Source organism: Pseudoflavonifractor sp. 60, assembly GCF_009911645.1.
Classification (GTDB): domain Bacteria; phylum Bacillota; class Clostridia; order Oscillospirales; family Oscillospiraceae; genus Lawsonibacter.
In genome coordinates, this window is record NZ_QWKI01000030.1 from 1 (window position 1) to 22,002 (window position 22,002).

A 22,002-nucleotide genomic window follows, 5' to 3' on the forward strand; every position below is an offset into this window, starting at 1 on the left:
ATCCTGGACCTCCTGCATCGCGCCCTCGGCGGTCTTCACCAGGGAGGTGCCGTCCTTCACGTTCTTCTGGGCAGCCTCAAGGCCGGCGATCTGGGCGCGCATCTTCTCGGAAATAGCCAAGCCAGCCGCGTCGTCACCCGCGCGGTTGATCTTGTAGCCCGAGGAGAGCTTCTCCAGGTTGCCGGCCAAAGCCTTGTTGTTCAAATTGTAGTTACGGTAGGCATTCATAGCCATAATATTGTGCTGGATACGCATAGTATGACTCCTTTCGGTTTTTAGTGTGCTTAACGCATCCTTGCGAAAAACACAGTTCTGCCTTGCGCCATTCATCCGCGGACCGTGGCCACAATCCTTAAAACGTTTGACGCGGTACGTGGTTTCAACCGCCTAGGACCGGCTGAAATCCTTTGAACCCTCGGTTCTTTTACTATATCGGACGCTCTTTCCAAAAATTAAGGGGCGTTGGAAAAATTTTTTGGCTTTTATTTTCTGCGCCGTCAGCCCCCCTTCCAGCCATAATCAGCGCTCTCTGGAACGCAAGGAATCCAACAGCCCTTGGCATCCCGCCAATACATCCCGCCAAGTGGTTTCAAAATCGCCTGTGTACCACGGATCGGCCACCTCGCCGGGGCGGCCGGTGTATTCCATCAGCAAATGTATCTTGCCCTCGAAATCGCCGCCGCAGATACGGTGCATATTCCGCAGGTTGGCCTGATCCATTCCAATCAGGAGGTCGAACTGGTCGTAGTCGCGGTTTTTCAGCTGGCGGGCCGTCTTGCCGGTGCAGTCGATCCCGTGCTCCCCCAACTTGCGCCGGGCCGGTGGATAGACCGGATTGCCGAGTTCCTCGGTGCTGGTAGCGGCGGACTCAATGTGGAACTGGCTCTCCAACCCCGCTTTTTTCACCAGATCCTTCATCACAAACTCGGCCATTGGGCTCCTGCAAATGTTGCCGTGGCACACAAATAGGATCTTTGTCATATCTCACATTCCCCTTTATCAATCTGCAAACCCTGTTATATCAAAGGGTTCGGCGTTTTTCCTGTCCTTGGTGTACTGCCCGTCTCCTGGGGATATCTGTGTACCGATATTGATAAATCAGGTCTTTCCACTGCCTCCCTTTTGTCCGCGCACGCGGCCCTGGACATCCCTAACTCCCAGCCCTGCCGAAGAGCGCAGCTTGCTGCGCTCTTCATAAGATCGAATCACATTAGTTTCTCCCGCGCCGCAGTTAAAGCCCGGCGCAGGGGTTCTGCCAGGAACAGCGTCTGTAGGAAGTTCCCGCCGCAGTGGATCAGGTCGAAGGGGATGCCCGCCGTCCAATAGGCGAAAGCGGCCCAGGGTCCGCCTGCCAGGTAGGGCAGCGCGCACAGCGCCCCAAAGCTCAGTCCGAAAATACCGCTGGCCGCCGCCCACAGCAGAGGGGGACGTGTTCCGCTCCGGCCCAGGAGCAGGACCAACGCCGCCCACAGGGGCCAGATATAGAGGTAGCTCAGCCACCACAGGCCAAAGCCGAAGACCAGCCCCTCCAACAGCACATAAGTAAATACTATGTAATATACCTGCCGCCCAAAGACCAGGGCATAGACCAGAATCAGAAGGGATACCGGCTCAATGTTGGGCAGGGGGGCCATAGCCATTTTCAGCACCATCATCAGGGCGGCCAGCAGGGCGCACAGCACGACCCTTCGGCTGGCCGTCTCTATATGCTTCCGATCCACCGCCGTCAGTAGGTGGACATGGTCAGCTCAAAGCGGTCCCCATCGGCAATGGGGGTGGTGTCTGCGCCGGTGTCCACCCGTTCGCCTCCCTTGGTGATGCACCACCACTGGCGCAGGCTGTCCTGGGCGGTCTCCCCGTCCACGGTGGTGATAAACAGCCCGTAGGCCCCCTGTTCTCCCTCTGCCAGCTGTTCCGCCAGCAGGACCTCACCTAAATATTCGGCGTCGGTATGATAGGTGAACTCTTTGACGCTCTCGTCTCCGTGGACCACCTCCACCGCAATGGTCTTGGCCCCCGCCTGAGTCTCGGGCCTGGTGAAGTACCACAGCCCCAGCATCAGCGCCGCCACAACCGCCAGCGCGGCCACGGCCAACAGTGTCTTCTTGTTTTCTCTCATGTCAAAACTCCTCTCTTTATTATTGCTCAGTTCCCCGTCCCGTGTTATAATAGCAGACAAGACGCCGCCGTTAACACAGGCGGGCAGGGCTCTCTGGACTGGGAGGGTTCTTCCAAGCCTCTCCCAGAAGGAGAGGGGGTGATTTGATGCCTACTTATTCAGACATCTTCCAGTTTTGTCTGGTGATCTTGGGCGTCATCAATTTGGTTATCCAAATCATCGATAAAAGGAAGTAACCACCCCAGGCCGCAAACCACGGGTGGTTACTTCTTTTAGAACGTAACCGGAGAGTGACCACCCTCTGTGGGCGGCGTCTTCCTTGGTCCCCATTATACCAGATTTCACAGTCCTGTCAAGGGCTGTTTTTTGCTGGACTTTTTCCCGAATCTGCGGTAAACTGTTCCCTGACTTTATTTCCAAGGAGAACGTTATGGACGCCATGATTCAAACTCTGGCCCAGGAGCTGGGCCGCGCCGAGGAACACGTGCAAAATGTGGTAACCCTCATTGATGAGGGGGCCACCATTCCCTTTATCGCCCGCTACCGCAAGGAGCTTCACGGCTCTATGGACGACCAGCTGCTCCGGGAGCTGGCCGACCGGCTGCAATACCTGCGCAATCTGGAGACCCGGAAGGGAGAGGTGAAGACCTCCATCGAGAACCAGGGCAAAATGACGGAGGAGCTTTCCGCCGCCATAGACGCCGCCGCGACCCTGGCGGAGGTGGAGGACCTGTACCGCCCCTACAAGCAGAAGCGGCGCACCCGGGCCACCATTGCCCGGGAAAAGGGGCTGGAACCCCTGGCCGCCCTGGCTTTTGCCCTCGGTCCCGCGGTGGACATGGAGGGGGCCGCCCTGGACTATGTCGATCCCGAGAAGGGGGTGGAGACAGCGGAGGACGCCCTCCAGGGGGCCAGCGACATTATCGCTGAGATGATCTCCGACGACGCCGACGTGCGTAAAATGCTGCGGGAGCTGTATCTGCGCCGCAGTCTGCTGGTGTCCAGGGCCGCCGCCAAGGAGCCGGAGGACACCGTCTACCGCCTGTACTACGATTTCAAGCAGCCGGTGGGCCGGGTCCAGGGCTACCAGGTGCTGGCCGTCAACCGGGGGGAGCGAGAGGACGTTTTAAAGGTCAGTGTGGAACTGGACCCGGAGACCGCCCACATTGCCGTCCGCCGCATGGTGGTCCCCAACCGGGCGGCCATGGACTTTGTCCGCGCCGCCGCCGACGACGCTTACGACCGGCTGATCCAGCCCTCCATGGAGCGGGAGATCAGAAACACCCTCACCGACCAGGCCAACGAGGGGGCCATCCATATGTTCGCCCTCAACCTGAAGCCCCTGCTGATGCAGCCCCCCGTCAAGGGGAAGGTGACCATGGGCCTGGACCCGGGCTACCGCATGGGCTGCAAGGTGGCGGTGGTGGACGGCACCGGCAAGGTGCTGGACACGGCGGTGGTCTACCCCACCTACGGTCAGCGCCAGAAGGCGGAGTGCATCGAAACCCTGTCCACCCTCATCCGAAAGCACGGCGTGGAGCATATTGCCATTGGCAACGGCACCGCCAGCCGGGAGACCGAGCAGATGACGGTGGAGCTGATCCAGAAAGTGGGGGGCGGCGTCAGCTATATGATCGTCAGCGAGGCGGGGGCGTCGGTGTACTCCGCCTCCAAGCTGGCTGCCGAGGAGTTCCCCCAGTTTGACGTGAATCTGAGAAGCGCCGTGTCCATCGCCCGGCGGCTCCAGGACCCCCTGGCCGAGCTGGTGAAGATCGACCCCAAGGCCATCGGCGTGGGCCAGTACCAGCACGATATGCCCCAGGCCCGCTTGGGGGAGACTCTGGACGGAGTGGTGGAGGACTGCGTGAACGCCGTTGGAGTTGACGCCAACACCGCCTCCCCCTCCCTGCTCCAGCGGGTGTCCGGCCTCACCGCCGCCACCGCCAAAAATCTGGTGAAGTACCGGGAGGAGAACGGGATCTTTACCACGCGGAAACAGCTGTTAAAAGTGCCCAAGCTGGGGCCCAAGGCCTTTGAGCAGTGCGCCGGCTTCATCCGGATCCCGGAGAGCAAGAGCGTGCTGGACAACACCGGCGTCCACCCGGAGAGCTACGGCGCGGCGGAACAGCTGCTGTCCGCCTGTGGGTATACGCTGGAGGACGTGAAGGCGGGGAACATCCCGCAGCTGAAGGAGAAGGCGGAGGCCATCGGCTATGAGACTCTTGCCCAGACCTGCGGCGCGGGGGCTCCCACCCTGGCGGACATTGTGAAGGAGCTGTCCAAGCCGGGCCGGGACCCCCGGGATGAGCTGCCGCCCCCCATTCTCCGCACCGATGTGATGGAGGCCAAGGACCTGAAACCCGGTATGGAGCTCCAGGGCACGGTGCGCAACGTCATCGACTTTGGCGTGTTTGTGGATATCGGCGTCCACCAGGATGGACTGGTCCATATCTCCAAGCTGCCCCGCCGGGTCCGCCACCCCTCCGAGCTGCTCAGCGTGGGGGACGTGATCACCGTGTGGGTGGTGGAGGTGGACGAGAAAAAGAAGCGCATCTCCCTGACCATGAAAAAGCCCTGACCTTTCCGCATAGGATAACTGCAAAGGAGTGATGTTCGTGCTTCCCTCTGCCCTCATCGACCTGCACTGCGACACCCTCACCGCCTGCTCTCAGGAGGATTACAGACTGCTGGACGCTGTCCGGAACCCGGGGCAAAAGGCCCGGGCCGCCGCTGAACTGGCCCAGCGGGTACAGCGGACCAACACCCTGGACCTGCCGGGGCGGCACTTCTCCCTGTCCGCCCTTCCGGAGGAGGTCCGCTGGTGTCAGTGCTGCGCCATTTTCCTCCCCGACGAGGTGCGGGGAGAGGAGGCCGCCGCCTATTATGAGCTCCACCGGCGCAATTTTGACCGCCAGATGGAGGGGCTGGCGGACAAGGTGAGCCCCTGCCGCAGCGCCGCCGATATTGAGGCCGCCTGGGCTCAGGGCAAGACTGCCGCCATCCTCACGGTGGAAAACGGCTCCGCCCTGGCCGGGCAGCTGGAGCGGATCGAAGTCCTGGCCCGGGACGGGGTACGGATGATAACCCTCACCTGGAACGGGGAGAATGAGCTGGCCTCCGGCAATGTGACGGACCACGGCCTGTCCCCCTTCGGCAGGGAGGCCGTCCGGGCCCTGGAGGGGACGGGCATTCTGGTAGACGTGTCCCATTTAAATGACCGGAGTTTTCAGGATGTGCTGGAGACGGCGGAAAAACCCTTTGTCGCCAGCCATTCCAACGCCCGCGCTGTATGCGGCCACAGACGCAACCTCACCGACAGACAGATCCGGGAGATGGTGGACCGAAACTGTCTCATCGGCCTGAACTACTGCCAGGACTTTCTGCGCACCGGGGAGCGCCCTGCGGTGCTGGACGACCTGTGGCGTCATGTGGCCCACTTCCTGGAGCTGGGCGCGGAGCGCTGCCTGGCGCTGGGCTCCGACGCTGACGGCACCAACGTGCCCCCGGGACTGGACAGCGGGGAGCGCTTCGCCGGGCTGTATCAGTACTTTCTGGACCGGGGTCTCTCTCGGGAGCTGGCGGATGGAATCTTGTGGAAAAACGCCCTGCATTTTTTCAAAGCCCATTTGATTTAGTCCAGTGATGTTGCACATGACGGCCCTTTCTGGTATAATGCAGCTAAATTCCGCAAAAGGAGCATCATTATGTCAAAACGCTGTCCCGAATGCCACCGTGTCAATGAGGATGTCCGCTCCTTCTGCGTCTACTGCGGCGGAGCGCTGGACGCCCATGTCCGCCTGATCCAGGGGCTGGAGCGGCAGAGGGATATCCTGGCGCAGGGCGGTTCCACTCCCACTCCGCACAGCGATATCAAGTTTTACAACACCCACTCTACACCCAAGCCCAAGAAGAAGGGCAGTCCCGCGCCCTGGATCATCCTGGGGCTGCTGGCGGCGGGTGTGCTTCTGTACTTCCTCTTCAAATGACAAAGCCAGACCGGAAGGGTTCTCCCCTGCCGGTCTGAACTTTTTCCGCCGGCCTTGCGCCCGGGGACGCTCCATGGTATAATTGTGACAAAATCCCGGAAAATTCGACTGCCGCCGGTTAAAGGAGGTTTTCTCATGAGTAAAACGGAAGAAAAACGCCCCATTTGGAAAAAAAGGGGGTTCCTCTGGGCCATCATTCTTCTGCTGGTCCTGGTCTCTGCCGGCCTGGGACGGCTGGCTCTGTCCGCCCACGACCGTCAGAATATGCTGGAACAGGAGCTGGAGCTGCAAAAGGAGGCCATCGCGGCCCTGCGGTCGGAGGCCCGGCAGGCGGAGGAGGACCGGCTGATCCAGGAGAGCGAGCCCGTCATCACCAGCTCCACCGTCAGCGACCAGCTCAGCTCCCTCCAGGAGCTAGTGACCACCGAGTACATTTACACCAACGCGGGCAAATTTGAAAATCAGAACCAGATCAAGATCATTGGCCAGGACGTGGGCATCCCCTTCACCAGCAAGCGGTTTATTGTGGCCTACGACGGACGGATCCGGGTCGGGGTGGACCTGAGCCGGGCCCAAATCGACGTAGATGAAGAGGCGCGTTCCATTGCCGTGACCCTGCCCGACAGTGAGATCGTCTCCCATGAGACCTTTGAGGACACCCTGGTGGTGCTGGACGAGACCAACAACGTCTTCAACCCCATCTCCATTGAGAACTATACCGAGTTTGTGGCCAGACAAAAGACCAGCATGGAGCAGAAGGCCATAGACCGGGGCGTCCTCGCCAGCGCCAGCCAGGAGGCCCGGATCCTGGTGCAGTCCTTCCTGGCCCAGCTGCCCGGGATGGAGTCCTACCGGCTGACCGTGACATGATCTTACTCCCCTTTCCCTTCCCTTTTGGGATATCGGTTCTAAAGCCTGGGGCCGCTCCCATAGAATGGAGAGGAAAGGGGGAATTTCTATGGCATTTGTGGACGACCGGGCCCGTCCGACCATGAGCCACCACATCATCCTGGAGGAGCGGGAACAGCTGGTCGTCTCCGGCGTGGAGGAGGTGGAGAGCTTTGATGAGAACACCATCCTCCTCACCACCGCTCAGGGGGGACTGGAGATCCAGGGGGAGGGTCTGCACATCGAAAAGCTCTCCCTGGACGGGGGCGACCTGAAGGTGGAGGGCCGGGTGAACGCGCTGCTCTACGAGTCGGACCAGGGCGGCCGGGGCGGCGGATTTCTCGCCCGGCTTCTGGGCGGATGACGGTGGATGTGGTCCAGCAGAGCCGGGCACTGTGTCAGGCGCTGCTGCTGGGCGGAGCCATGGGGATCGTCTACGACCTGCTGCGCATCCTGCGGGTGCGGGTCAGGATTCCGTTCCTGGCCCCTGTGCTGGATCTGCTGTTCTGGCTGGCAGCCACTGCGGCCCTGTTTCTCTGGTCCCAGGAGGCCTGGGGAGGCCAGGTCAGAGTGTACGGCGCCGTCTTCTGCCTGGTGGGCGGAGGGCTCTATTTTTGGGCCATCAGCCCCTGGCTGCTGCGGCTGGGCTACCTGGGAGCCGATCTGACCGCCGCTCTATTGGGCATTTTGACATTTCCTCTGGGGCTTGCAGGCGTCCTTTTAAAAAAAATCAGAAAATTTGCAAAAAACGTCTTCCTTTCCGGAGCGAAATGGTATAAAATAAAGTCGCTGACGGGGCAGTTGGATCAGGCCGCCCGCCGCCGCCGTGTCAGGGAAGGAGAGGTGGATGACCATGCAGTTCAAACGGGCCGGATTTTTAACCAAGCTCGTGGTGCTGGTGCTGCTGATCTATATGGCCATCGCTGTGCTGGACCTGCGCGGGAAAATCCAGAGCGTGGAAGCGGAACGGGATATTCTGGCCCGGCAGGTGACCGACCAGCGGCTGGAAAACCAAAAACTGGAAGACGCTATCGCAAACAGCGACGACCCTGAAATGCTGGAGCAGGTGGCCCGGGAACGGGGCTATGTGGAGCAGCACGAAACACTGTTTATCGACATCGCCAACTAATCAAGCTGCCTCAGCGGGTGTGTGTTCTAAATTTACAAGGGAGGACAGTTGGGTTCAATGGAGTTAGCTGTAGGAGCCATTTTGGATGGCAAGGTGACGGGAATCACAAAGTTTGGGGCTTTCGTAGCCCTGCCGGATGGAAAATCCGGGTTGGTCCATATTTCAGAGATCGCTTATTCCTATGTGAATGAGGTGAGCGACCACCTGCACGAGGGGCAGGAGGTCAAGGTGAAGGTCATCGGAATTGACCAGGCCAAGCGGATCAATCTGTCCATCAAGCAGGTAGAGCCCCCGCCCCAGCGCGCCCCCAGACAGGGCGGCGGCCCCCGGCAAGGGGGAGGAGGCCGTCCAAGGCAGGGCGGCGGCCCGGCGCGCCCAATGGGCTTTGTCCACCAAGCTCCCAAGGAGCCCACCGACTTTGAGGACCGGCTGAAGCAGTTTATGCAGTCCTCTGACAGCAAGCTGTCTGAGCTGCGCTATATCGAGAAAAAAGGCGGAAACCGCCGGGGCGGCGGCGGACGCCGGTAAACATGTGCGTTTGAGGGGGCCGTCTGCGGACGGTCCCCTTTGTATAATGAGGAGCATCTGTGCTGCCGGCCATTCACTTAGGAGCGCCCCTTCCCCTTGGCTGTCTCTTTTCCCGGGGCAGGGGGTCGTCCATATGAATACGGGAAACAGATACAAAAATAGAAAAGACGCCCCTCCGAAGAAGGGCGCCCAAGTGCGGGGAGAGACTCGCACAAAGCATATTGGTCGAGCTGGGAGAAGTCTACCATATTTTCCCAGGCAAGTCAATGGGAACCTTTGTCGGTTCCTGTCAACGGAGGAAATCTTATGCTTATCATCAACGGCGCCGTCCACACGATGGACGGACCTGTGATTGGACAGGGCTACGTAGCCGTCACAGGGAGCAAAATTGCCCAGGTGGGTCCCATGTCAGAGTGTCCCGCAGACTGGGAGGGGGAAATCATCGACGCGGAAGGGGGGCACATCTGCCCCGGCTTCATCGACGCCCACTGCCACCTGGGGATGTTCGGCGACGCAGTCGGCTTTGAGAGCGACGACGGCAACGAGGAGACCGATCCCTGCACCCCCCAGCTCCGGGCGGTCGACGCCGTCAATCCCCTGGACCGCTGCTTCTCCGAGGCCCGGGCGGCGGGGGTGACCACCGTTCTCACTGGTCCCGGTTCCGCCAACCCCATCGCCGGGCAGTTCGCCGCCGTCAAGACCGACGGCCGCTGGGTCGACGCCATGCTTGTAAAGGCTCCTGTGTCCATGAAGCTGGCTCTGGGGGAGAATCCCAAGCAGGTCTACCACCACCGGGACGAGACTCCCGTGACCCGTATGGCCACCGCCGCTATCATCCGGGAGAATCTGCGCAAGGCGGTGGAGTATGGGGAGAAACTGGACAGGGCGGACCAGGACGAGGACACCGATCCCCCCGACTATGACGCCAAGCTGGAGGCCCTCCTGCCGGTGGTCCGGGGGGAGCTGCCCGTCCACATCCATGCCCACCGGGCGGACGACATCGCCACAGGGCTGCGCATTGCCAGGGAATTTTCCCTAAAATGCGTCATTGTCCACGGAACTGAGGGCCACCTCCTCCCCGACCTGCTGGCCCAGGAGAAGGTCCCGGTCATCACCGGCCCCGCCCTGGGGGACCGCTCCAAGCCGGAGCTGGCCAACATGACCCTGGAGAATCCCGCCATCCTCAGCCGGGCCGGGGTTGAAATCGCCGTCTGCACCGACCATCCGGAGATCCCCATCCAGTACCTGCCCCTGTGCGCCGCTTTGGCGGTAAAGGGGGGGCTGGACGAGGAGACCGCCCTGGCCGCCATCACCATCCACGCAGCCAAAATCGCCGGACTGGACGCCCAGTTGGGCTCCCTGACCCCCGGCAAGGAGGCGGACCTTGTGGTCTCCAGCCGCCATCCTCTGGAGCTGATGGGCCAGGTGAGGGCCGTGCTGATCGGCGGCCGGCGGGTTGAGTAAAAGGTCTCAAAGAATTTAGAAATTTTTAACAAAAATGATTGGATTTTCTCCGCCCCTGTGGTATAATAAGTGACACAGAAGGGAACCTCCCTTCGGTTGATACCAGAAAGGAGCGACTGAGATGAAATTTGTATTTACGGACAAAAAAGTGACCCTGCCCGACGCCGTACACAAGTACGCGGAGAAGAAGGTGGGCAAGCTGGACCGTTTCTTTAAGGAGGATGCCACCGCCGCCATCACATTCAGTGTGGAGAAGGAGCGGAACAACAAGGTGGAGATCACCATCCGCTCCAGCGGCACCATTTTCCGGGTGTCGGAGAGCACCTCCGATATGCACGCCTCCATCGACGCCGCCGTCACCACCCTGGAGCGGCAGATCCGCAAGAACAAGACCCGCCTGGAGAAGCGGCTGCGCCAGGGGGCTTTCGAGCGGGCCCTAGACGTGAGCGAGGTGTCCACCTTTGCCCCCGACGAGCCGGAGGAGGGCGAGTACCGCATTATGCGCAGCAAGACCTTCCCCATCAAGCCCATGACCAAGGAGGAGGCCATTTTGCAGATGAATCTGCTGGGCCACAGCTTCTTCGCCTTCCGGGACGAGGACGCCGGCGGGGCCTTTGCCGTGGTGTATCACCGCAACAACGGGGACTACGGCCTGATTGAGGACGAGCAGTAAGTTTTTCCTGTACGCGCCTGGGATTTTCCCGGGCGCGTTTTATTTTCCTCTCTGACCGGCCAGCCAGAGCAGGCCCCCGGCCTGGTAGGCCAGGAAGTCCCAGGGGTCGAAGACCGCCCCCGCCTTCCACAGGGGGGCCAGCACCTCCCAGACAAAGCCGCAGGCCAGCAGCAGAGGAACGGTGTGCCGCCAGGAGCGCACCGGGGGCAGTTTTCCCAAGCGGAGCAGCAGATCAGTCCAGGCCACAATGGCCGCCCCGGCAAAGATGTCGTTGGCGTAACAGGACAGGAATCCCCCCAGCCAGCCGCCCGCCGCCTGACTCAGCCACAGGCGGTTGACCAGGTAGAAGAGGGCCGCACCGCCGCAGACCCACAGATCAAAGCGCTGCCCCTTGCTCATAGGAAGCTGGCAATGATGATGCCCAGAATCACCGCCAGTACCACCATGCCGAAGGTCATGGGCGGTGTGGGGGGAAACTGGGTAGACAGACTGTTCACCTGTTCGCCGGGGGGCAGTTGCAGCCAGTCCTCGCCGGCGTCTTCAGGGTAGGTCCGCAGCTCTGCACAGCCGGCCAGCAGCGATTTAGCCTTCTCAGCGGCGGCACGGTCGGCGTGGCCGCAGATCAGGACGGGGGTGTTCTCCGTGAGGGTTATATCAAAGCGCATGGGATCTGTCTGGAGACATTTAGGCAGGATATAGTCCCGGTCACCGGCCAAATCCCGGTAAAACTTCCGCAGGGCGTTCCGAGTGTCGGCCTTGTGGCGCACGACCCACAAAAACAGGTTATAGCGGCTGTCGTCGGAGGACTCCTCCATAAGGCTCTGGCCGCAGCTGGGGCAGAACTTCTCCAGGCCGGTCACCACTCCCTGGCAGTGGGGACACCGGCGGGGCGCGCCGTCCGCCTCCCGCTCCTCCCCCAGCAGCAGCCAGTCGGAGGACACCTTCAACAGCCGGCACATCTGGGCCACATAGACCACATCCGGGTTGGTCTGGTTCGACTCCCACTTGCTCACCGCCTGCCGGGATACCCCCAGTTTCTCTCCCAGCTGCTCCTGGGACAGCCCCGCATTCTTCCGGACCAGGGCAATTCGTTCTCCTAAAGTCATATTCATCCCTCCTTTTTCTGCTCCCAGTATAACAAAAATACAGCCGGTTGACAAGAAAAGAGGGCTGGAAACTTGTCAACTCTGCGTTGACATCGGGGATTTTTCCAAATTTCCACGCCAAATACTTGACACCAAACCCGGGAAATGTTAATATATTATACTATCAGCGCGAGGAACGGAAAAGTAACGTCCCACCCAAAGGACAGAGAGGGCCCCTCACTGGCTGCAAGGGGGCTTACGGCGGGAGGCGTGAAGTGCGTCCGGGAGCGCGGCGGGTAATGCCGTCCGGCTTGGCCCCGATACCGGCCAAATGAGTGAAAATGAGAGTGGAACCGCGAGCAATCGCCTCTTATGCCCAGGTGGGCATAGGGGGTTTTTTGTTTTCAACCGAAAGAGGGTTATCTATGTTTAAAGCCTTGAATGAAATGCTGGAGGCCTATCAGCGCCGGGACCCGGCGGCCCGGTCCAAGCTGGAAATTTTCCTGCTGTATCAGGGGGTCCACGCCACCATATACCACCGGATTGCCCACTGGATGTACTGCCGTAACTGGAAATTTCTGGCCCGCTGGGTGTCCCAGTGGTCCCGGTTCTGGACGGGCATCGAAATTCACCCCGGCGCGCAGATCGGCCGCCGGTTTGTCATTGACCACGGCATGGGCATTGTCATCGGCGAGACCGCCGAGGTGGGAGACGACGTGCTCATCTACCACGGCGTCACCCTGGGGGGCACCGGCAAGGACCAGGGCAAGCGCCATCCCACCATCGGCAACAACGTGCTCATCTCCTGCGGAGCCAAGGTGCTGGGCCCCTTTAAGGTGGGGGACAACGCCCGCATCGCCGCCAACGCCGTGGTACTGTCCGAAGTCCCGGAGGACGCCACCGCCGTGGGCATCCCCGCTCAGATCGTCCGCATCGCCGGGCGCTCCACCCACTACGCCGACGACGTGGACCAGACCAGCGTGAACAACCCCACACTGGAAAAGCTGGCCGCCCTCAACGCCCGTCTGGAGCTGGTGGAGAAGCTGCTGGATGAAACGTATTTGGAGGCGAAACACAAATGAAACTGGAGACAGTAGAGAAAAAGCTCCATATCGCCTATCCGCAGGCTTGTCGGAGCATCTACGAAAGCGGAGCCATGCGCTGGATGTGCGGCAGGCCCCAGGCTCAATCACACTTCTTTCCAAATCAGCTTTTGGAAACCATGTGTCCGGAATATTGCCGCGGCTGGTCCCCGCTGCTCTTTTCGGATGTGGTGCTGGTGCGGGAAAATCTGATGGAACAGGTCCAGGAGCACGGCGGACAGTGGAAGGAAGGAGTCCAGATCCTTCCCTTTGCCTGGGATGATGACGGGGACATCTATTTCTTTGACGCCGCTTTGGAGGACCCGGAGGCCCCTGTGTTTGCCTGGATGAAGTTCAGCGGTGAAATCGGCTTGACCAACCGCAGCTTTGAGCATTTCATCTTCTCCCACCTGTGTGAACCCATTCTGTATGCCGACCTGCCAGCGGACCATTGGTGGGTCCGGAAGCAGCAGGGCTGGCTGACACCGGAGCATCAGGCCGTGTTGGCCTCCGGAGATTCGGAGGCGCTGGAGGAGCTGTTTTCCCAGCTGGATATTTGGGAAGAAACGGATTATCTGATTTACCAATAAGACGGCCGCAGGCCGCCCCTACAGAGGAGGAGCTTGTTAAAATGGAGCTGAGAGCACTTGTCCGCGACCTCTACGGCGTGGACCGGCCCCAGGGCTGTACCGAGGCGGAGATTGCCGCAGTGAGGGAGCGGTTCGGCGTGCTCCCCGCCGTGGTGGAGGACTTCTGGCGCACCTTTGGACACACAAAGCGGCTGAACTATGTCCAGGACGACTGGATTTTTCCGGAGCAGTATTCCAAATGGAAGTGGCTGGAGGACTGTGACGCGCTGATCCTGCTCAACGAGAACCAGGGGGTCTGCCGGGCGGGCATCCGCCGGGAGGACCTGGCCCTCCCCGACCCGCCGGTGTACACCCAGACGGAGGATGACGACCCCTGGCTGCTGTCCGCCTCCACTGCCAGTGAGTTTCTGGAGGCCGCCCTGACCTATGAGGCCGTCTGGCAGCTGGAACATACCCCGGAGGACTGTTTCTTTTATTGGCTGACCGATGAAGAGCTGGAAGCAGTTCAGACGAAATTGGCCCGGCGCCCTGTTGTCCTGAAAAACTGGATGGACTATGAGCTCACCTTTTACAGCAGCCGCCCCGATAATCTGGTGGTGGTCATGGATGTGGGCGGCCAGTACCAGACCATGTATGGCGCCTCGACCCGGGAGAGCTGCGACGCTCTGATGGAGGTCATGGAGGGGCTGGGCGAGCCGATTTAGAGCGAAATTACAAAATGGAGGAAAATACCATGCAATTATACAATTCCGCGACCCACAAGAAGGAAGAATTTACGACCCACACCCCCGGCCATGTGGAGATGTACACCTGCGGCCCCACGGTGTACCACTTCGCCCACATCGGCAATCTGCGCTCCTACATCATGGAGGACGTGCTGGAAAAATTCCTGCGCTGGGACGGCTACGAGGTCAACCGGGTTATGAACATCACCGACGTGGGCCACCTCAGCTCCGACGCCGACACCGGCGAGGACAAGATGCTCAAGGGGGCCAGGCGGGAGCACAAGAGCGTGATGGAGATTGCCCAGTACTACACCGACGCCTTTTTCGACGACTGCCGCAGGCTGAACATCAAGACCCCCGACATGGTCCAGCCCGCCACCGGCCTGATTGACGAGTTTATCAAGCTCATTGAGGGCCTGCTGGACAAGGGCTATGCCTATGTGGCGGGGGGCAACGTGTACTTCGACACCTCCAAGCTGGAGCGCTACTATATCTTCAACGCCCACGACGAGGAGGACCTGGCGGTGGGCGTCCGGGAGGGCGTGGAGGAGGACCGGAACAAGCGGAACAAGAACGACTTTGTCCTCTGGTTCACCAAGTCCAAGTTTGAGGACCAGGCCCTGAAGTGGGACTCCCCCTGGGGCGTGGGCTACCCCGGCTGGCACATTGAGTGCTCCGGCATCTCCCTGAAGTACAATGGGGAGTACCTGGACCTGCACTGCGGCGGCATTGACAACGCATTCCCCCACCACACCAACGAGATTGCCCAAAGTGAAGCCTATATCGGCCACCCCTGGTGCAGGCAGTGGTTCCACGTCCACCACCTGAACACCGCCAACGAGGGCAAGATGTCCAAGTCCAAGGGGGAGTTCCTCACCGTGTCCCTGCTGGAGGAGAAGGGCTATGACCCCATCGTCTACCGCTTCTTCTGCCTCCAGAGCCACTACCGCAAGGGGCTGGTCTTCTCCTGGGAGAACCTGGACAACGCCACGGCGGCCTTCCACAAGCTCATTGCCAAAGTGGCCGCCCAGGACCCCGCCGACGGAGCCGTGGACCAGACCGTACTGGAAGCATACAAGGAAAAATTCCGCGCCCAGGTGGGCAACGACCTGAACACCGCCCTGGGGGTCACCGCCCTGTACGACGCCCTCAAGGCCAAGACCAACGGCGCAACCCGGCTGGCCATTCTGAACAGCTTTGACCAGGTGCTCTCCCTGTCGCTGCTGGAGAAGGCGGCGGCGGTGCGGGAGGAGCAGAAGCGGCAGAAGACCGCGACCCAGGGGGGCTATACCATCACCGGCGAGGGGGACCCCGCGGTGGACGCGCTGGTCCTCCAGCGGTATGAGGCCAAGAAGGCCAAGAACTTTGCCGAGGCCGACCGCATTCGGGACGAGCTGAAGCAGCAGGGCATTGATGTCACCGACGTGCCCGGCGGGGCGAGCTGGAGACGGATTTGACGGCCTCCTCAAACCCCTTTGATCCTCTATAAAGCAGAGCTCCCATCCCTTCCGGGATGGGAGCTTTTTGTATGAAAGGATCAGGGCACGGCCCCTTACGCCGGCCTCCGGTGACAGGCCCAGATCAGCGCCCCGAAGCCGCAGCCGCCGATGATGTTCCCAATGGTCACCGGAATCAGGTTGGTGAACAGTCCGCCCAGGCTCAGCAGGGACAAATCAATCCCTGCCTCCCGGGCCAGCCCAGCACAGCCGGGCAGACCTGCCGCCAGCAGTCCGGCGGGGATGTAGTACATATTGGCCACGCAGTGCTCAAAGCCGCCGATGACAAAGAAGCTCACCGGCACAAAGGCCCCTATGGCCCGCCCCGGCAGACTCTTGCCGCACAGGGAGCACATCACCCCGGCGCACACCAGAATGTTGCACAAAATTCCCAGCACCACCGCCCTGCCGAAGGGAATGGCGCACTTGGCGGCAGCGGAGCGAATGACATAAACTGCCAGTGCCTCGTTGGAAAAGGCCCCGCTGAAGGCCATTGCCGCCGCCAGCAATCCCGCCCCGGTAAAGTTTCCCAGGTAGACAATCGCCAGATTCCGCACCATTCCCGCCGGGCCGGCTTTCCGCTCCAGCAGGGAGATGGCAATCATGCAGTTTCCGGTAAACAGCTCCGCCCCGGTGAGGATGACCATGATGAGCCCGAAGGGGAACAGCAGGCCGCTGACAACCCGAGCAATGGAGGGATTATCCAGCCCATAGGAGGCCGTTCCTGCCGCCACCGCGCCGGAGGCGATAAAGAATCCCGCCAGCACTGCCGCCAAAAACAGTCTGACGGCGCTGTTGGCACACTTTTTCTCGCCCACCTGGGCATAAAACAGGACAAATTCCCCGGGGCTCAACATAGTGCTTCCACCTTTCTTGATCCAGAGTTGGGACTCAGCACAGCCCCAGCAGGTGCCGCGCCTCGCCAATCATATACAGCGACCCGCAGACGCACACAATCCCTTCCGGGCCGGCGGCCTCCATTGACCGCTCCAGCCCCTCGTGAATGGTGTCACAGGGGGTTGCTTTCACGCCCTGACCGCTGAAATACTGGGCCAGCTCCTGGGCGGCCATAGCCCGTGGGCTGTCAGGGGTGATGGTGTAAAACTCCTTTGCCAGGGGCAGCAGCTCCACTGCCATTGCCCGCCAATTCTTGTCCGCCAGCACACCGGTGAGGAATACCAGCTTTTTCCCGGGGTACAGCTCCCCCAGCGCCCGGCTCAGCGCCTCCATACACTGGGGATTGTGGCCCCCGTCCAGGATCACGTCGGGCTTCCGGCGGACCAGCTCCAGCCGCCCAGGCCACCGGGCCTGTTCCAGACCCTGGACCACCGCCTCCTCCGGGATGTCCCAGCCCCGCGACCGAAGGGCATTCACCGTCTCCAGCACCACGGCGGCGTTGTACAGCTGATACTCCCCCAGCAGAGGGATGCGGAAGGGCCCCAAACCCTGGTATCGAAATGTCTGCCCCTCCAGTCCGCTGGAGATCACCTCCAGTGCGCTTGGGTCCGTCAGCCAGAGCCTTTCCGAATTGCCCGCCCTGCGGCAGGCGTCCTCCACCGTTTCAATGACCCCTCGGTCCTGCCGGTAAAGGACTACATCACAGCCCTCCTTGATGATCCCCGCCTTCTCGGCGGCAATCTTCTCCAGGGTATCCCCCAGCAGCTCAGTGTGCTCCAGGCCGATGTGGGTTACCACCGCCGCCTCAGGCTTGCCGATAATGTTGGTGGAGTCCAGCCGCCCCCCCAGGCCGGTCTCCAGCACCACAATATCGCACTTCGACCGCAGGAAGCAGACCATTCCGATGGCGGTCATCAGCTCAAACTCGGTCTGGTCCTCCGCCGCCTCCAGCACCTGGGCGGCAATGTCCGCCAGTTTCTCCCCGGGGATGGGGACCCCGTCGACCCGGAACCGCTCATGGAAATGCCACAGGTGGGGAGAGGTGTACAGTCCGGTCCTCAGCCCCGCCGCGGTGAGCACGCTGGCCAGCATGGCGGCGGTGGATCCCTTTCCGTTGGACCCGGCGATGTGGACAAATTTCAGCTCCTTCTGGGGGTCGCCCAGCCGTCCCAGCAGCCGGCGGATGCGCTCCAGCCCCGGCTTCTGGCCGACCCAGGCCCGCTGGTGGATCAGCTCCACCGCTTCCAGATCGGTCATAGGCTCATGCCTCCCTGACGGAGACCAGCATAGCCGCCCCCGCCTCACAGATCAGCTCCACCTCTTCTCCCCGGCAGTCACGGCACAGAAGGAGTTCCCCCGCTTTGGCCTCCAGGCCCTGCTCCGGCAGGCGGACCGCGCCGGACAGGCAGTAAATGGCGGCGTCACCGGGGGCGGGGGTCCAGCTTCCCTCCTGGGGACGGGTCCCGGACAGAAGGCTCACCGCCCCCTGGCCCTTTCCCTTGCGGACCATCAGGTTAAAGTCCACGCACCGCCCCCAGCTCTCCACCGGGACGCCGCCGTCAAACTCCACCACCCGGCCCGGGGCCAGGAGGAAGGGCTCCTGACCGTCAATCTTCAGCCTGATCTCCCCCTCCAGCACCGCCAAAAAGCGGTGGTAGTCGGGCAGGGGGGTAAAGTCGGAGTGGTCCAGCTCCACAGTGGCGGAGCTGATGCGCCAGAGGAAGTCCCGGTCCCCATACACCGCCCCCTCCGGCGCAATGGCCAGCTGGGTTGTCGTCCCCCCGGACCAACTGGTGGTCACATAGCCGGCTTGATCCAGCAGCTTCCATTCCATAGCTCCGCGTCCTTTCTCAGTCGATGTATTTCACCGCGCCGCTGCGGCGCAGGGCGAAGGCCAAGGGGATACAGACGGTGGTGATACCCACCGCAGTGGCGATCCCGGTAAAGAACCGCCCAGGCAGGAAGGGCAGGTGGGCGGCGAAGGAGGTGCGGTACATCAGGCACTCCAGCCAGATGCTCAGGGTATTCCCTGCGGTGGTAAGCACCGCCCCCAGGATGCAGACGGTGTAGCACAGCGCCGGACGGCTCTCCAGCCTCCGGCCGGTGGCCCGGCGGCACCACAGGGCCCCCAGTCCCACGGTGACCCCCCGGATGGCGGCGGGGGCCACATAGAGCACTGTGGTGGGGGCCAGCCCATAGAGCCCGGTGATCTGGGCGATGAACTCCCCCAGCAGACCCACCACCGCCCCCTCAATGGGGCCGAAGAGCAGGGCCGCCAGCACAATGGGCAGGGAGGCGAAGGAGAACTTAAAATAGGGGGTCTCGATGGCGATGGTCCGCTTCAGCAGCACCATCATTGCGGTGAGCAGGGCAATCATGCAGATGTTGTAGATGTAATGGCGGTTTTTTGACATAATAATACGCTCCTTTCACGGCGTGTTGCCACGAAAGGAGCATACTCCCCCATGGCAGCGGAATGCGGCACAGCATCGCGGATCACAAACATCCTTCGTCCGCCGGCAACTTCCCGTCCGACGGCACTTGACGCACTGGGCCTACTCTGACCAGGTGATATTTCTCACATCCAATAAGATACAGCAGGAAGGCCGGTTTGTCAATCAATTTTTGATTACATGGCGGCGGCCACGGCGCTGTAGATCTGATCGGCCAGAGGCAGGGCCTTGGCCAGCAGGGCCTCGCCCTTGGCGCGGTAGTCCTGGGCCAGCTCCTTGTTTTTTAGGCTCCCAATGTTGATGAGCACATTGAGCCAGGCCCCCTGGATGGCGGCGCGCAGGGACAGGGCGGACACCCCCAGGTCGCTGGCGGCGCTGTCGTTGCTCTTGCCCAGAACCCCGGCGGTGAGCTCCAGGGCCTCCACGGCCAGCTCCATCATCTCAAAGGGGGTCTTGGTGCAGCCCTCCAGCCCCTTCTGGATGGCGGCGGAGCGGGCGGCCTTCTCCTCATCGGTGGCCTTGGGCATGGCGAAGGCAGCGCTGACCACGTTAAAGGCCTCGGTATCCCGGTCCATCACGTCCACAAAGCGGTCTTTCAGCGCCAGGGCCTTGGTCTGGGTCTCCCGGGCCAGCTCCTCATGGTCGGCGTACTTCTTCTTGCCCACGGTGAGGGAGCACACCATAGCGGTGAGGGCGGCGCCCAAGGCCCCCTCCAGCGCGGCGGCGGAGCCGCCGCCGGGGGCGGGGGCGTCGGAGGCCAGCAGGTCCACAAATTCGGCGGTTTTCAGTTCTGCCAGTTTCATTGTATCGTCCCCCTTATTCCATTCCCACCAGGTGGTACTCCATCACCTGGTTGTGGCAGTCAAAGTTCTCCAGCTTCAGGTAGTGCTCGGCGCAGTCAATAAGGGCCTTGGCGGGGGTCAGACCTACCACCTCACTGCCCACGATATAGGTGCCGTACCGCTCAGCCAGGGACTTAATCATCTCATACACAGTACACAGGGAGGTATCCTCATAGTTGACCATGTTCATGGACACCTGGGCGATGCCCCGGTCCTCCAGCATAAAGCCCATGGCCTTGCAGCTGCGGAAGCCGCCGGAGGAGCCGCGGATCACCTTGGCGATCTTCTTGGCGACCTCCACATCGGAGGTGGCCAGGTTCACGTTGAAGGCCACCAGGGGCATCCGAGCACCGATGGCGGTAATGCCGGCGGTGGGATGGATCTTCCGCTCGCCGAAGTCGGGGGCCCACTCGGGCTGGAGCAGCTTCTCAGGCATCCCCTCGAACTGGCCCTTGCGGCAGGCGGCCAGATTGCGGCGGGCGGGAGTTGAGGCGGAGTCCTCATAGAGGAAGGAGGGGATCTTCAGCTCGTCCCAGATCCGCTGGCCCAGCCGCTTGGAGATCTCCACGCACTCCTCCACGGTAATCCCCATGGTGGGGATGAAGGGGATCACATCGGTGGCGCCCATGCGGGAGTGCTCGCCGGTGTGCTTGTTCATATCGATGACCTCGGCGGCCTTTTTGGCCAGCTGGAAGGCCGCTTCCTCCACGGCCTCGGGGGAGCCGATCATGGTGAACACACAGCGGTTGTGGTTGCCGTCGGTCTGGGCGTCAAAGAGGGTGCAGCCGGGGATGCTCTTGGCCACCTCCACCAGGGCGTTGTATGCGGCCTCGTCCTTCTCCTTGCTGCAGCTGAAATTAGGGACACACTCTACCAGTCTAGCCATTTGAGATTTCCTCCTAAAAATTTTTTGCCGGGGTGTTTCCTTTGATGCGTCTATTATATGGGATTCAGGAGGAAGATGCAAGGAGGGAAGGAAGGTGTTTTTGGCCCTGGGCTTAAAAATATTAAGGCTTCCCCCCCTCCTGGCTTTCTTCCGCCAGCTCCAGAAACCGCTGGACACAGCTGGGCTGATAGGGGCTGTTTTCCCACGCCAGAACGGGGTAAGAGCTGAACGGGCACTCCAGCACCGGCTTGGTGTACACCGGCGACCCCGGGTGGGCGGCCACAATGGATCTGGGCAGAAATCCAACCCCAAAGCCCGCCTGAATCATCTGCATCTCCATGGGCGTGTCGTAGCAGTGGCAGACCACATGGGGGGAGAAGCCCGCCCGGCGGCACTCCTCCAGCAGGTCCCGGCCATAGCCCCACAGGTCATCGCTGCGCAGCAGGCACATGGGGGCGTCCCGCAGGGCCTGAAGGGGGACAGCCTCCTGTCCTGGGGCGGGGTCGGTTTCGGGGCACATCACCAGCTCCAGGGGGTCCGCCCCCAGAACCAGCTCCCGCAGGCCGCAGGGGGTCTCCGACTGACTGCGCAGGAACAGCACGTGGAGCTCCCCCCGGCTCAGGGCGTTCAGCAGGTCGCCGGGAGAGCCCATGCGCACATACAGCTCCACCTGGGGATAGTGCTTGTGGTAGTCCTTCAGCAGGCGGGCGGCAATCTGGGCGTCGGAGTAGATGGCCCCCACCTTCAGCTCTCCCTGGATACCCGCGTCCACATCTCGGACGCTGTCGGCCATGGCCCGCAGACTCTGGAACATCTGGCGGCTGTGCTGGGCCAGACGCCGCCCCGCCTCGGTCAGTTCAATCCCCTTGTTGGTCCGCAGGAAGAGACACACCCCCAGCTCGTCCTCCAGCAGGGCCAGCTGCCGGCTGATGGGGGGCTGGGCCACGTGGAGGGCCCGGGAGGCCCCGGAAATACTCCCCGCCTCCGCCACTGCGGCAAAATACTCCAGCTGCTTGAAATTCATACTTTTTCCTCCTTTTTCTTCTCTTTTTTGAAAGGAAGAGAACGAACTTTTTCCGCGGTCTGACGGTCTCAAATTGGCGTGACCCCGCCGCCCGGTATGGGGAAATTGCCTTTTTATAGTATGGGGTGGGCGCTT

Annotated in this window: 25 protein-coding genes, 1 pseudogene and 1 riboswitch; of the genes and pseudogenes, 13 read left to right on the forward strand and 13 right to left on the reverse strand. The window is 61.5% G+C overall.

The window, feature by feature from the left end; translation table 11 throughout:
• The 4 genes and pseudogenes from D1646_RS03080 to D1646_RS03095 all read right to left on the reverse strand — a co-directional run.
• Window positions 1-255 (reverse strand): annotated as a pseudogene (locus D1646_RS03080) (flagellin); the annotation flags it as partial.
• A 264-nt stretch (window positions 256-519) separates the two neighbouring features.
• Window positions 520-981, reverse strand: coding sequence for a low molecular weight protein-tyrosine-phosphatase (locus D1646_RS03085; RefSeq protein WP_160635034.1), 462 nt, complete (start codon window positions 979-981; stop codon window positions 520-522).
• Between the two features lie 224 nt (window positions 982-1,205).
• Window positions 1,206-1,721 (reverse strand): hypothetical protein, encoded by a 516-nt coding sequence (locus D1646_RS03090; protein WP_347565120.1) that lies wholly within the window; start codon window positions 1,719-1,721, stop codon window positions 1,206-1,208.
• Window positions 1,722-1,726: 5 nt separating this feature from the next.
• The gene (locus D1646_RS03095; protein WP_160635035.1) at window positions 1,727-2,119 is read right to left on the reverse strand and encodes a DUF4430 domain-containing protein; all 393 of its coding nucleotides are present in this window, start codon (window positions 2,117-2,119) and stop codon (window positions 1,727-1,729) included.
• Between the two features lie 430 nt (window positions 2,120-2,549).
• On the opposite strand from D1646_RS03095, the gene D1646_RS03100 reads away from it, so the two are divergent.
• The 9 genes from D1646_RS03100 to raiA all read left to right on the forward strand — a co-directional run bounded on the left by D1646_RS03100 (window position 2,550) and on the right by raiA (window position 10,787).
• Window positions 2,550-4,697, forward strand: a complete 2,148-nt coding sequence (locus D1646_RS03100; RefSeq protein WP_160635036.1) for a Tex family protein — start codon at window positions 2,550-2,552, stop codon at window positions 4,695-4,697.
• Window positions 4,698-4,734: 37 nt separating this feature from the next.
• Window positions 4,735-5,754, forward strand: coding sequence for a membrane dipeptidase (locus D1646_RS03105; RefSeq protein WP_160635037.1), 1,020 nt, complete (start codon window positions 4,735-4,737; stop codon window positions 5,752-5,754).
• A gap of 69 nt (window positions 5,755-5,823) precedes the next feature.
• Window positions 5,824-6,105, forward strand: coding sequence for a hypothetical protein (locus D1646_RS03110; RefSeq protein ID WP_160635038.1), 282 nt, complete (start codon window positions 5,824-5,826; stop codon window positions 6,103-6,105).
• 135 nt (window positions 6,106-6,240) lie between these two features.
• Window positions 6,241-6,975 carry a DUF4230 domain-containing protein gene (locus D1646_RS03115; protein ID WP_160635039.1) on the forward strand — a complete coding sequence of 245 codons (735 nt, stop codon included), beginning with the start codon at window positions 6,241-6,243 and terminating at the stop codon, window positions 6,973-6,975.
• 88 nt (window positions 6,976-7,063) lie between these two features.
• The gene (gene yabP / locus D1646_RS03120) at window positions 7,064-7,357 is read left to right on the forward strand and encodes a sporulation protein YabP (protein WP_160635040.1); all 294 of its coding nucleotides are present in this window, start codon (window positions 7,064-7,066) and stop codon (window positions 7,355-7,357) included.
• Between the two features lie 483 nt (window positions 7,358-7,840).
• Window positions 7,841-8,122 carry a septum formation initiator family protein gene (locus tag D1646_RS22970; RefSeq protein ID WP_243154000.1) on the forward strand — a complete coding sequence of 94 codons (282 nt, stop codon included), beginning with the start codon at window positions 7,841-7,843 and terminating at the stop codon, window positions 8,120-8,122.
• Window positions 8,123-8,179: 57 nt separating this feature from the next.
• The gene (locus D1646_RS03135) at window positions 8,180-8,650 is read left to right on the forward strand and encodes a S1 RNA-binding domain-containing protein (protein ID WP_160635043.1); all 471 of its coding nucleotides are present in this window, start codon (window positions 8,180-8,182) and stop codon (window positions 8,648-8,650) included.
• Between the two features lie 306 nt (window positions 8,651-8,956).
• The gene (locus D1646_RS03140) at window positions 8,957-10,114 is read left to right on the forward strand and encodes an amidohydrolase (protein ID WP_160635044.1); all 1,158 of its coding nucleotides are present in this window, start codon (window positions 8,957-8,959) and stop codon (window positions 10,112-10,114) included.
• Between the two features lie 121 nt (window positions 10,115-10,235).
• Window positions 10,236-10,787, forward strand: a complete 552-nt coding sequence (gene raiA / locus D1646_RS03145; protein ID WP_160635045.1) for a ribosome-associated translation inhibitor RaiA — start codon at window positions 10,236-10,238, stop codon at window positions 10,785-10,787.
• Between the two features lie 39 nt (window positions 10,788-10,826).
• On the opposite strand, the gene D1646_RS03150 is transcribed toward raiA, so the two are convergent.
• Together D1646_RS03150 and D1646_RS03155 are read right to left on the reverse strand one after the other, a co-directional pair.
• The gene (locus D1646_RS03150; protein ID WP_160635046.1) at window positions 10,827-11,186 is read right to left on the reverse strand and encodes a hypothetical protein; all 360 of its coding nucleotides are present in this window, start codon (window positions 11,184-11,186) and stop codon (window positions 10,827-10,829) included.
• Window positions 11,183-11,893, reverse strand: a complete 711-nt coding sequence (locus D1646_RS03155) for a helix-turn-helix transcriptional regulator (protein WP_160635047.1) — start codon at window positions 11,891-11,893, stop codon at window positions 11,183-11,185. Before D1646_RS03155 ends, D1646_RS03150 begins: the two co-directional genes overlap by 4 nt.
• A gap of 404 nt (window positions 11,894-12,297) precedes the next feature.
• On the opposite strand from D1646_RS03155, the gene cysE reads away from it, so the two are divergent.
• The 4 genes from cysE to cysS are packed head-to-tail and all read left to right on the forward strand — an operon-like array spanning window position 12,298 to window position 15,726.
• Window positions 12,298-12,954, forward strand: coding sequence for a serine O-acetyltransferase (gene cysE / locus D1646_RS03160; RefSeq protein WP_160635048.1), 657 nt, complete (start codon window positions 12,298-12,300; stop codon window positions 12,952-12,954).
• Window positions 12,951-13,544: an SMI1/KNR4 family protein gene (locus D1646_RS03165; protein WP_160635049.1), complete on the forward strand. Its 594-nt coding sequence runs from the start codon at window positions 12,951-12,953 to the stop codon at window positions 13,542-13,544. Before cysE ends, D1646_RS03165 begins: the two co-directional genes overlap by 4 nt.
• 41 nt (window positions 13,545-13,585) lie before the next feature.
• Window positions 13,586-14,248, forward strand: coding sequence for a hypothetical protein (locus D1646_RS03170; protein ID WP_160635050.1), 663 nt, complete (start codon window positions 13,586-13,588; stop codon window positions 14,246-14,248).
• A gap of 29 nt (window positions 14,249-14,277) precedes the next feature.
• Window positions 14,278-15,726 (forward strand): cysteine--tRNA ligase, encoded by a 1,449-nt coding sequence (gene cysS / locus D1646_RS03175; protein ID WP_160635051.1) that lies wholly within the window; start codon window positions 14,278-14,280, stop codon window positions 15,724-15,726.
• 95 nt (window positions 15,727-15,821) lie between these two features.
• Here the strand turns inward: cysS and D1646_RS03180 are convergent, their stop codons facing one another.
• The 7 genes from D1646_RS03180 to D1646_RS03210 all read right to left on the reverse strand — a co-directional run bounded on the left by D1646_RS03180 (window position 15,822) and on the right by D1646_RS03210 (window position 21,867).
• Window positions 15,822-16,622, reverse strand: coding sequence for a formate/nitrite transporter family protein (locus D1646_RS03180; protein ID WP_160635052.1), 801 nt, complete (start codon window positions 16,620-16,622; stop codon window positions 15,822-15,824).
• A gap of 34 nt (window positions 16,623-16,656) precedes the next feature.
• Window positions 16,657-17,919, reverse strand: coding sequence for a folylpolyglutamate synthase/dihydrofolate synthase family protein (locus tag D1646_RS03185; protein WP_160635053.1), 1,263 nt, complete (start codon window positions 17,917-17,919; stop codon window positions 16,657-16,659).
• A gap of 4 nt (window positions 17,920-17,923) precedes the next feature.
• Complete coding sequence (locus tag D1646_RS03190; RefSeq protein ID WP_160635054.1) at window positions 17,924-18,496, reverse strand: HutD family protein; 573 nt, start codon at window positions 18,494-18,496, stop codon at window positions 17,924-17,926.
• A gap of 16 nt (window positions 18,497-18,512) precedes the next feature.
• A complete protein-coding gene (locus D1646_RS03195) occupies window positions 18,513-19,076 on the reverse strand; it encodes a folate family ECF transporter S component (protein WP_160635055.1) in 564 nt (187 codons plus the stop codon).
• Between the two features lie 53 nt (window positions 19,077-19,129).
• A riboswitch (THF riboswitch) is annotated at window positions 19,130-19,227 on the reverse strand.
• 64 nt (window positions 19,228-19,291) lie between these two features.
• Window positions 19,292-19,918 (reverse strand): cyclodeaminase/cyclohydrolase family protein, encoded by a 627-nt coding sequence (locus tag D1646_RS03200; RefSeq protein ID WP_160635056.1) that lies wholly within the window; start codon window positions 19,916-19,918, stop codon window positions 19,292-19,294.
• A gap of 13 nt (window positions 19,919-19,931) precedes the next feature.
• Window positions 19,932-20,843, reverse strand: coding sequence for a glutamate formimidoyltransferase (gene ftcD, locus D1646_RS03205; protein ID WP_160635057.1), 912 nt, complete (start codon window positions 20,841-20,843; stop codon window positions 19,932-19,934).
• A gap of 121 nt (window positions 20,844-20,964) precedes the next feature.
• A complete protein-coding gene (locus D1646_RS03210) occupies window positions 20,965-21,867 on the reverse strand; it encodes a LysR family transcriptional regulator (RefSeq protein WP_160635058.1) in 903 nt (300 codons plus the stop codon).
• Window positions 21,868-22,002: the final 135 nt, after the last annotated feature.

What these genes read in the sequence shown, in the direction of transcription:
- D1646_RS03085 (WP_160635034.1), bottom strand. Translation starts at nt 981, where the DNA reads ATGACAAAGATCCTATTTGTGTGCCACGGCAACATTTGCAGGAGCCCA.
- D1646_RS03095 (WP_160635035.1), bottom strand. Translation starts at nt 2,119, where the DNA reads ATGAGAGAAAACAAGAAGACACTGTTGGCCGTGGCCGCGCTGGCGGTT.
- D1646_RS03100 (WP_160635036.1), top strand. Translation starts at nt 2,550, where the DNA reads ATGGACGCCATGATTCAAACTCTGGCCCAGGAGCTGGGCCGCGCCGAG.
- D1646_RS03110 (WP_160635038.1), top strand. Translation starts at nt 5,824, where the DNA reads ATGTCAAAACGCTGTCCCGAATGCCACCGTGTCAATGAGGATGTCCGC.
- D1646_RS03115 (WP_160635039.1), top strand. Translation starts at nt 6,241, where the DNA reads ATGAGTAAAACGGAAGAAAAACGCCCCATTTGGAAAAAAAGGGGGTTC.
- yabP (WP_160635040.1), top strand. Translation starts at nt 7,064, where the DNA reads ATGGCATTTGTGGACGACCGGGCCCGTCCGACCATGAGCCACCACATC.
- D1646_RS22970 (WP_243154000.1), top strand. Translation starts at nt 7,841, where the DNA reads ATGACCATGCAGTTCAAACGGGCCGGATTTTTAACCAAGCTCGTGGTG.
- D1646_RS03135 (WP_160635043.1), top strand. Translation starts at nt 8,180, where the DNA reads ATGGAGTTAGCTGTAGGAGCCATTTTGGATGGCAAGGTGACGGGAATC.
- D1646_RS03140 (WP_160635044.1), top strand. Translation starts at nt 8,957, where the DNA reads ATGCTTATCATCAACGGCGCCGTCCACACGATGGACGGACCTGTGATT.
- raiA (WP_160635045.1), top strand. Translation starts at nt 10,236, where the DNA reads ATGAAATTTGTATTTACGGACAAAAAAGTGACCCTGCCCGACGCCGTA.
- D1646_RS03150 (WP_160635046.1), bottom strand. Translation starts at nt 11,186, where the DNA reads ATGAGCAAGGGGCAGCGCTTTGATCTGTGGGTCTGCGGCGGTGCGGCC.
- D1646_RS03155 (WP_160635047.1), bottom strand. Translation starts at nt 11,893, where the DNA reads ATGACTTTAGGAGAACGAATTGCCCTGGTCCGGAAGAATGCGGGGCTG.
- cysE (WP_160635048.1), top strand. Translation starts at nt 12,298, where the DNA reads ATGTTTAAAGCCTTGAATGAAATGCTGGAGGCCTATCAGCGCCGGGAC.
- D1646_RS03165 (WP_160635049.1), top strand. Translation starts at nt 12,951, where the DNA reads ATGAAACTGGAGACAGTAGAGAAAAAGCTCCATATCGCCTATCCGCAG.
- D1646_RS03170 (WP_160635050.1), top strand. Translation starts at nt 13,586, where the DNA reads ATGGAGCTGAGAGCACTTGTCCGCGACCTCTACGGCGTGGACCGGCCC.
- cysS (WP_160635051.1), top strand. Translation starts at nt 14,278, where the DNA reads ATGCAATTATACAATTCCGCGACCCACAAGAAGGAAGAATTTACGACC.
- D1646_RS03180 (WP_160635052.1), bottom strand. Translation starts at nt 16,622, where the DNA reads ATGTTGAGCCCCGGGGAATTTGTCCTGTTTTATGCCCAGGTGGGCGAG.
- D1646_RS03185 (WP_160635053.1), bottom strand. Translation starts at nt 17,919, where the DNA reads ATGACCGATCTGGAAGCGGTGGAGCTGATCCACCAGCGGGCCTGGGTC.
- D1646_RS03190 (WP_160635054.1), bottom strand. Translation starts at nt 18,496, where the DNA reads ATGGAATGGAAGCTGCTGGATCAAGCCGGCTATGTGACCACCAGTTGG.
- D1646_RS03195 (WP_160635055.1), bottom strand. Translation starts at nt 19,076, where the DNA reads ATGTCAAAAAACCGCCATTACATCTACAACATCTGCATGATTGCCCTG.
- D1646_RS03200 (WP_160635056.1), bottom strand. Translation starts at nt 19,918, where the DNA reads ATGAAACTGGCAGAACTGAAAACCGCCGAATTTGTGGACCTGCTGGCC.
- ftcD (WP_160635057.1), bottom strand. Translation starts at nt 20,843, where the DNA reads ATGGCTAGACTGGTAGAGTGTGTCCCTAATTTCAGCTGCAGCAAGGAG.
- D1646_RS03210 (WP_160635058.1), bottom strand. Translation starts at nt 21,867, where the DNA reads ATGAATTTCAAGCAGCTGGAGTATTTTGCCGCAGTGGCGGAGGCGGGG.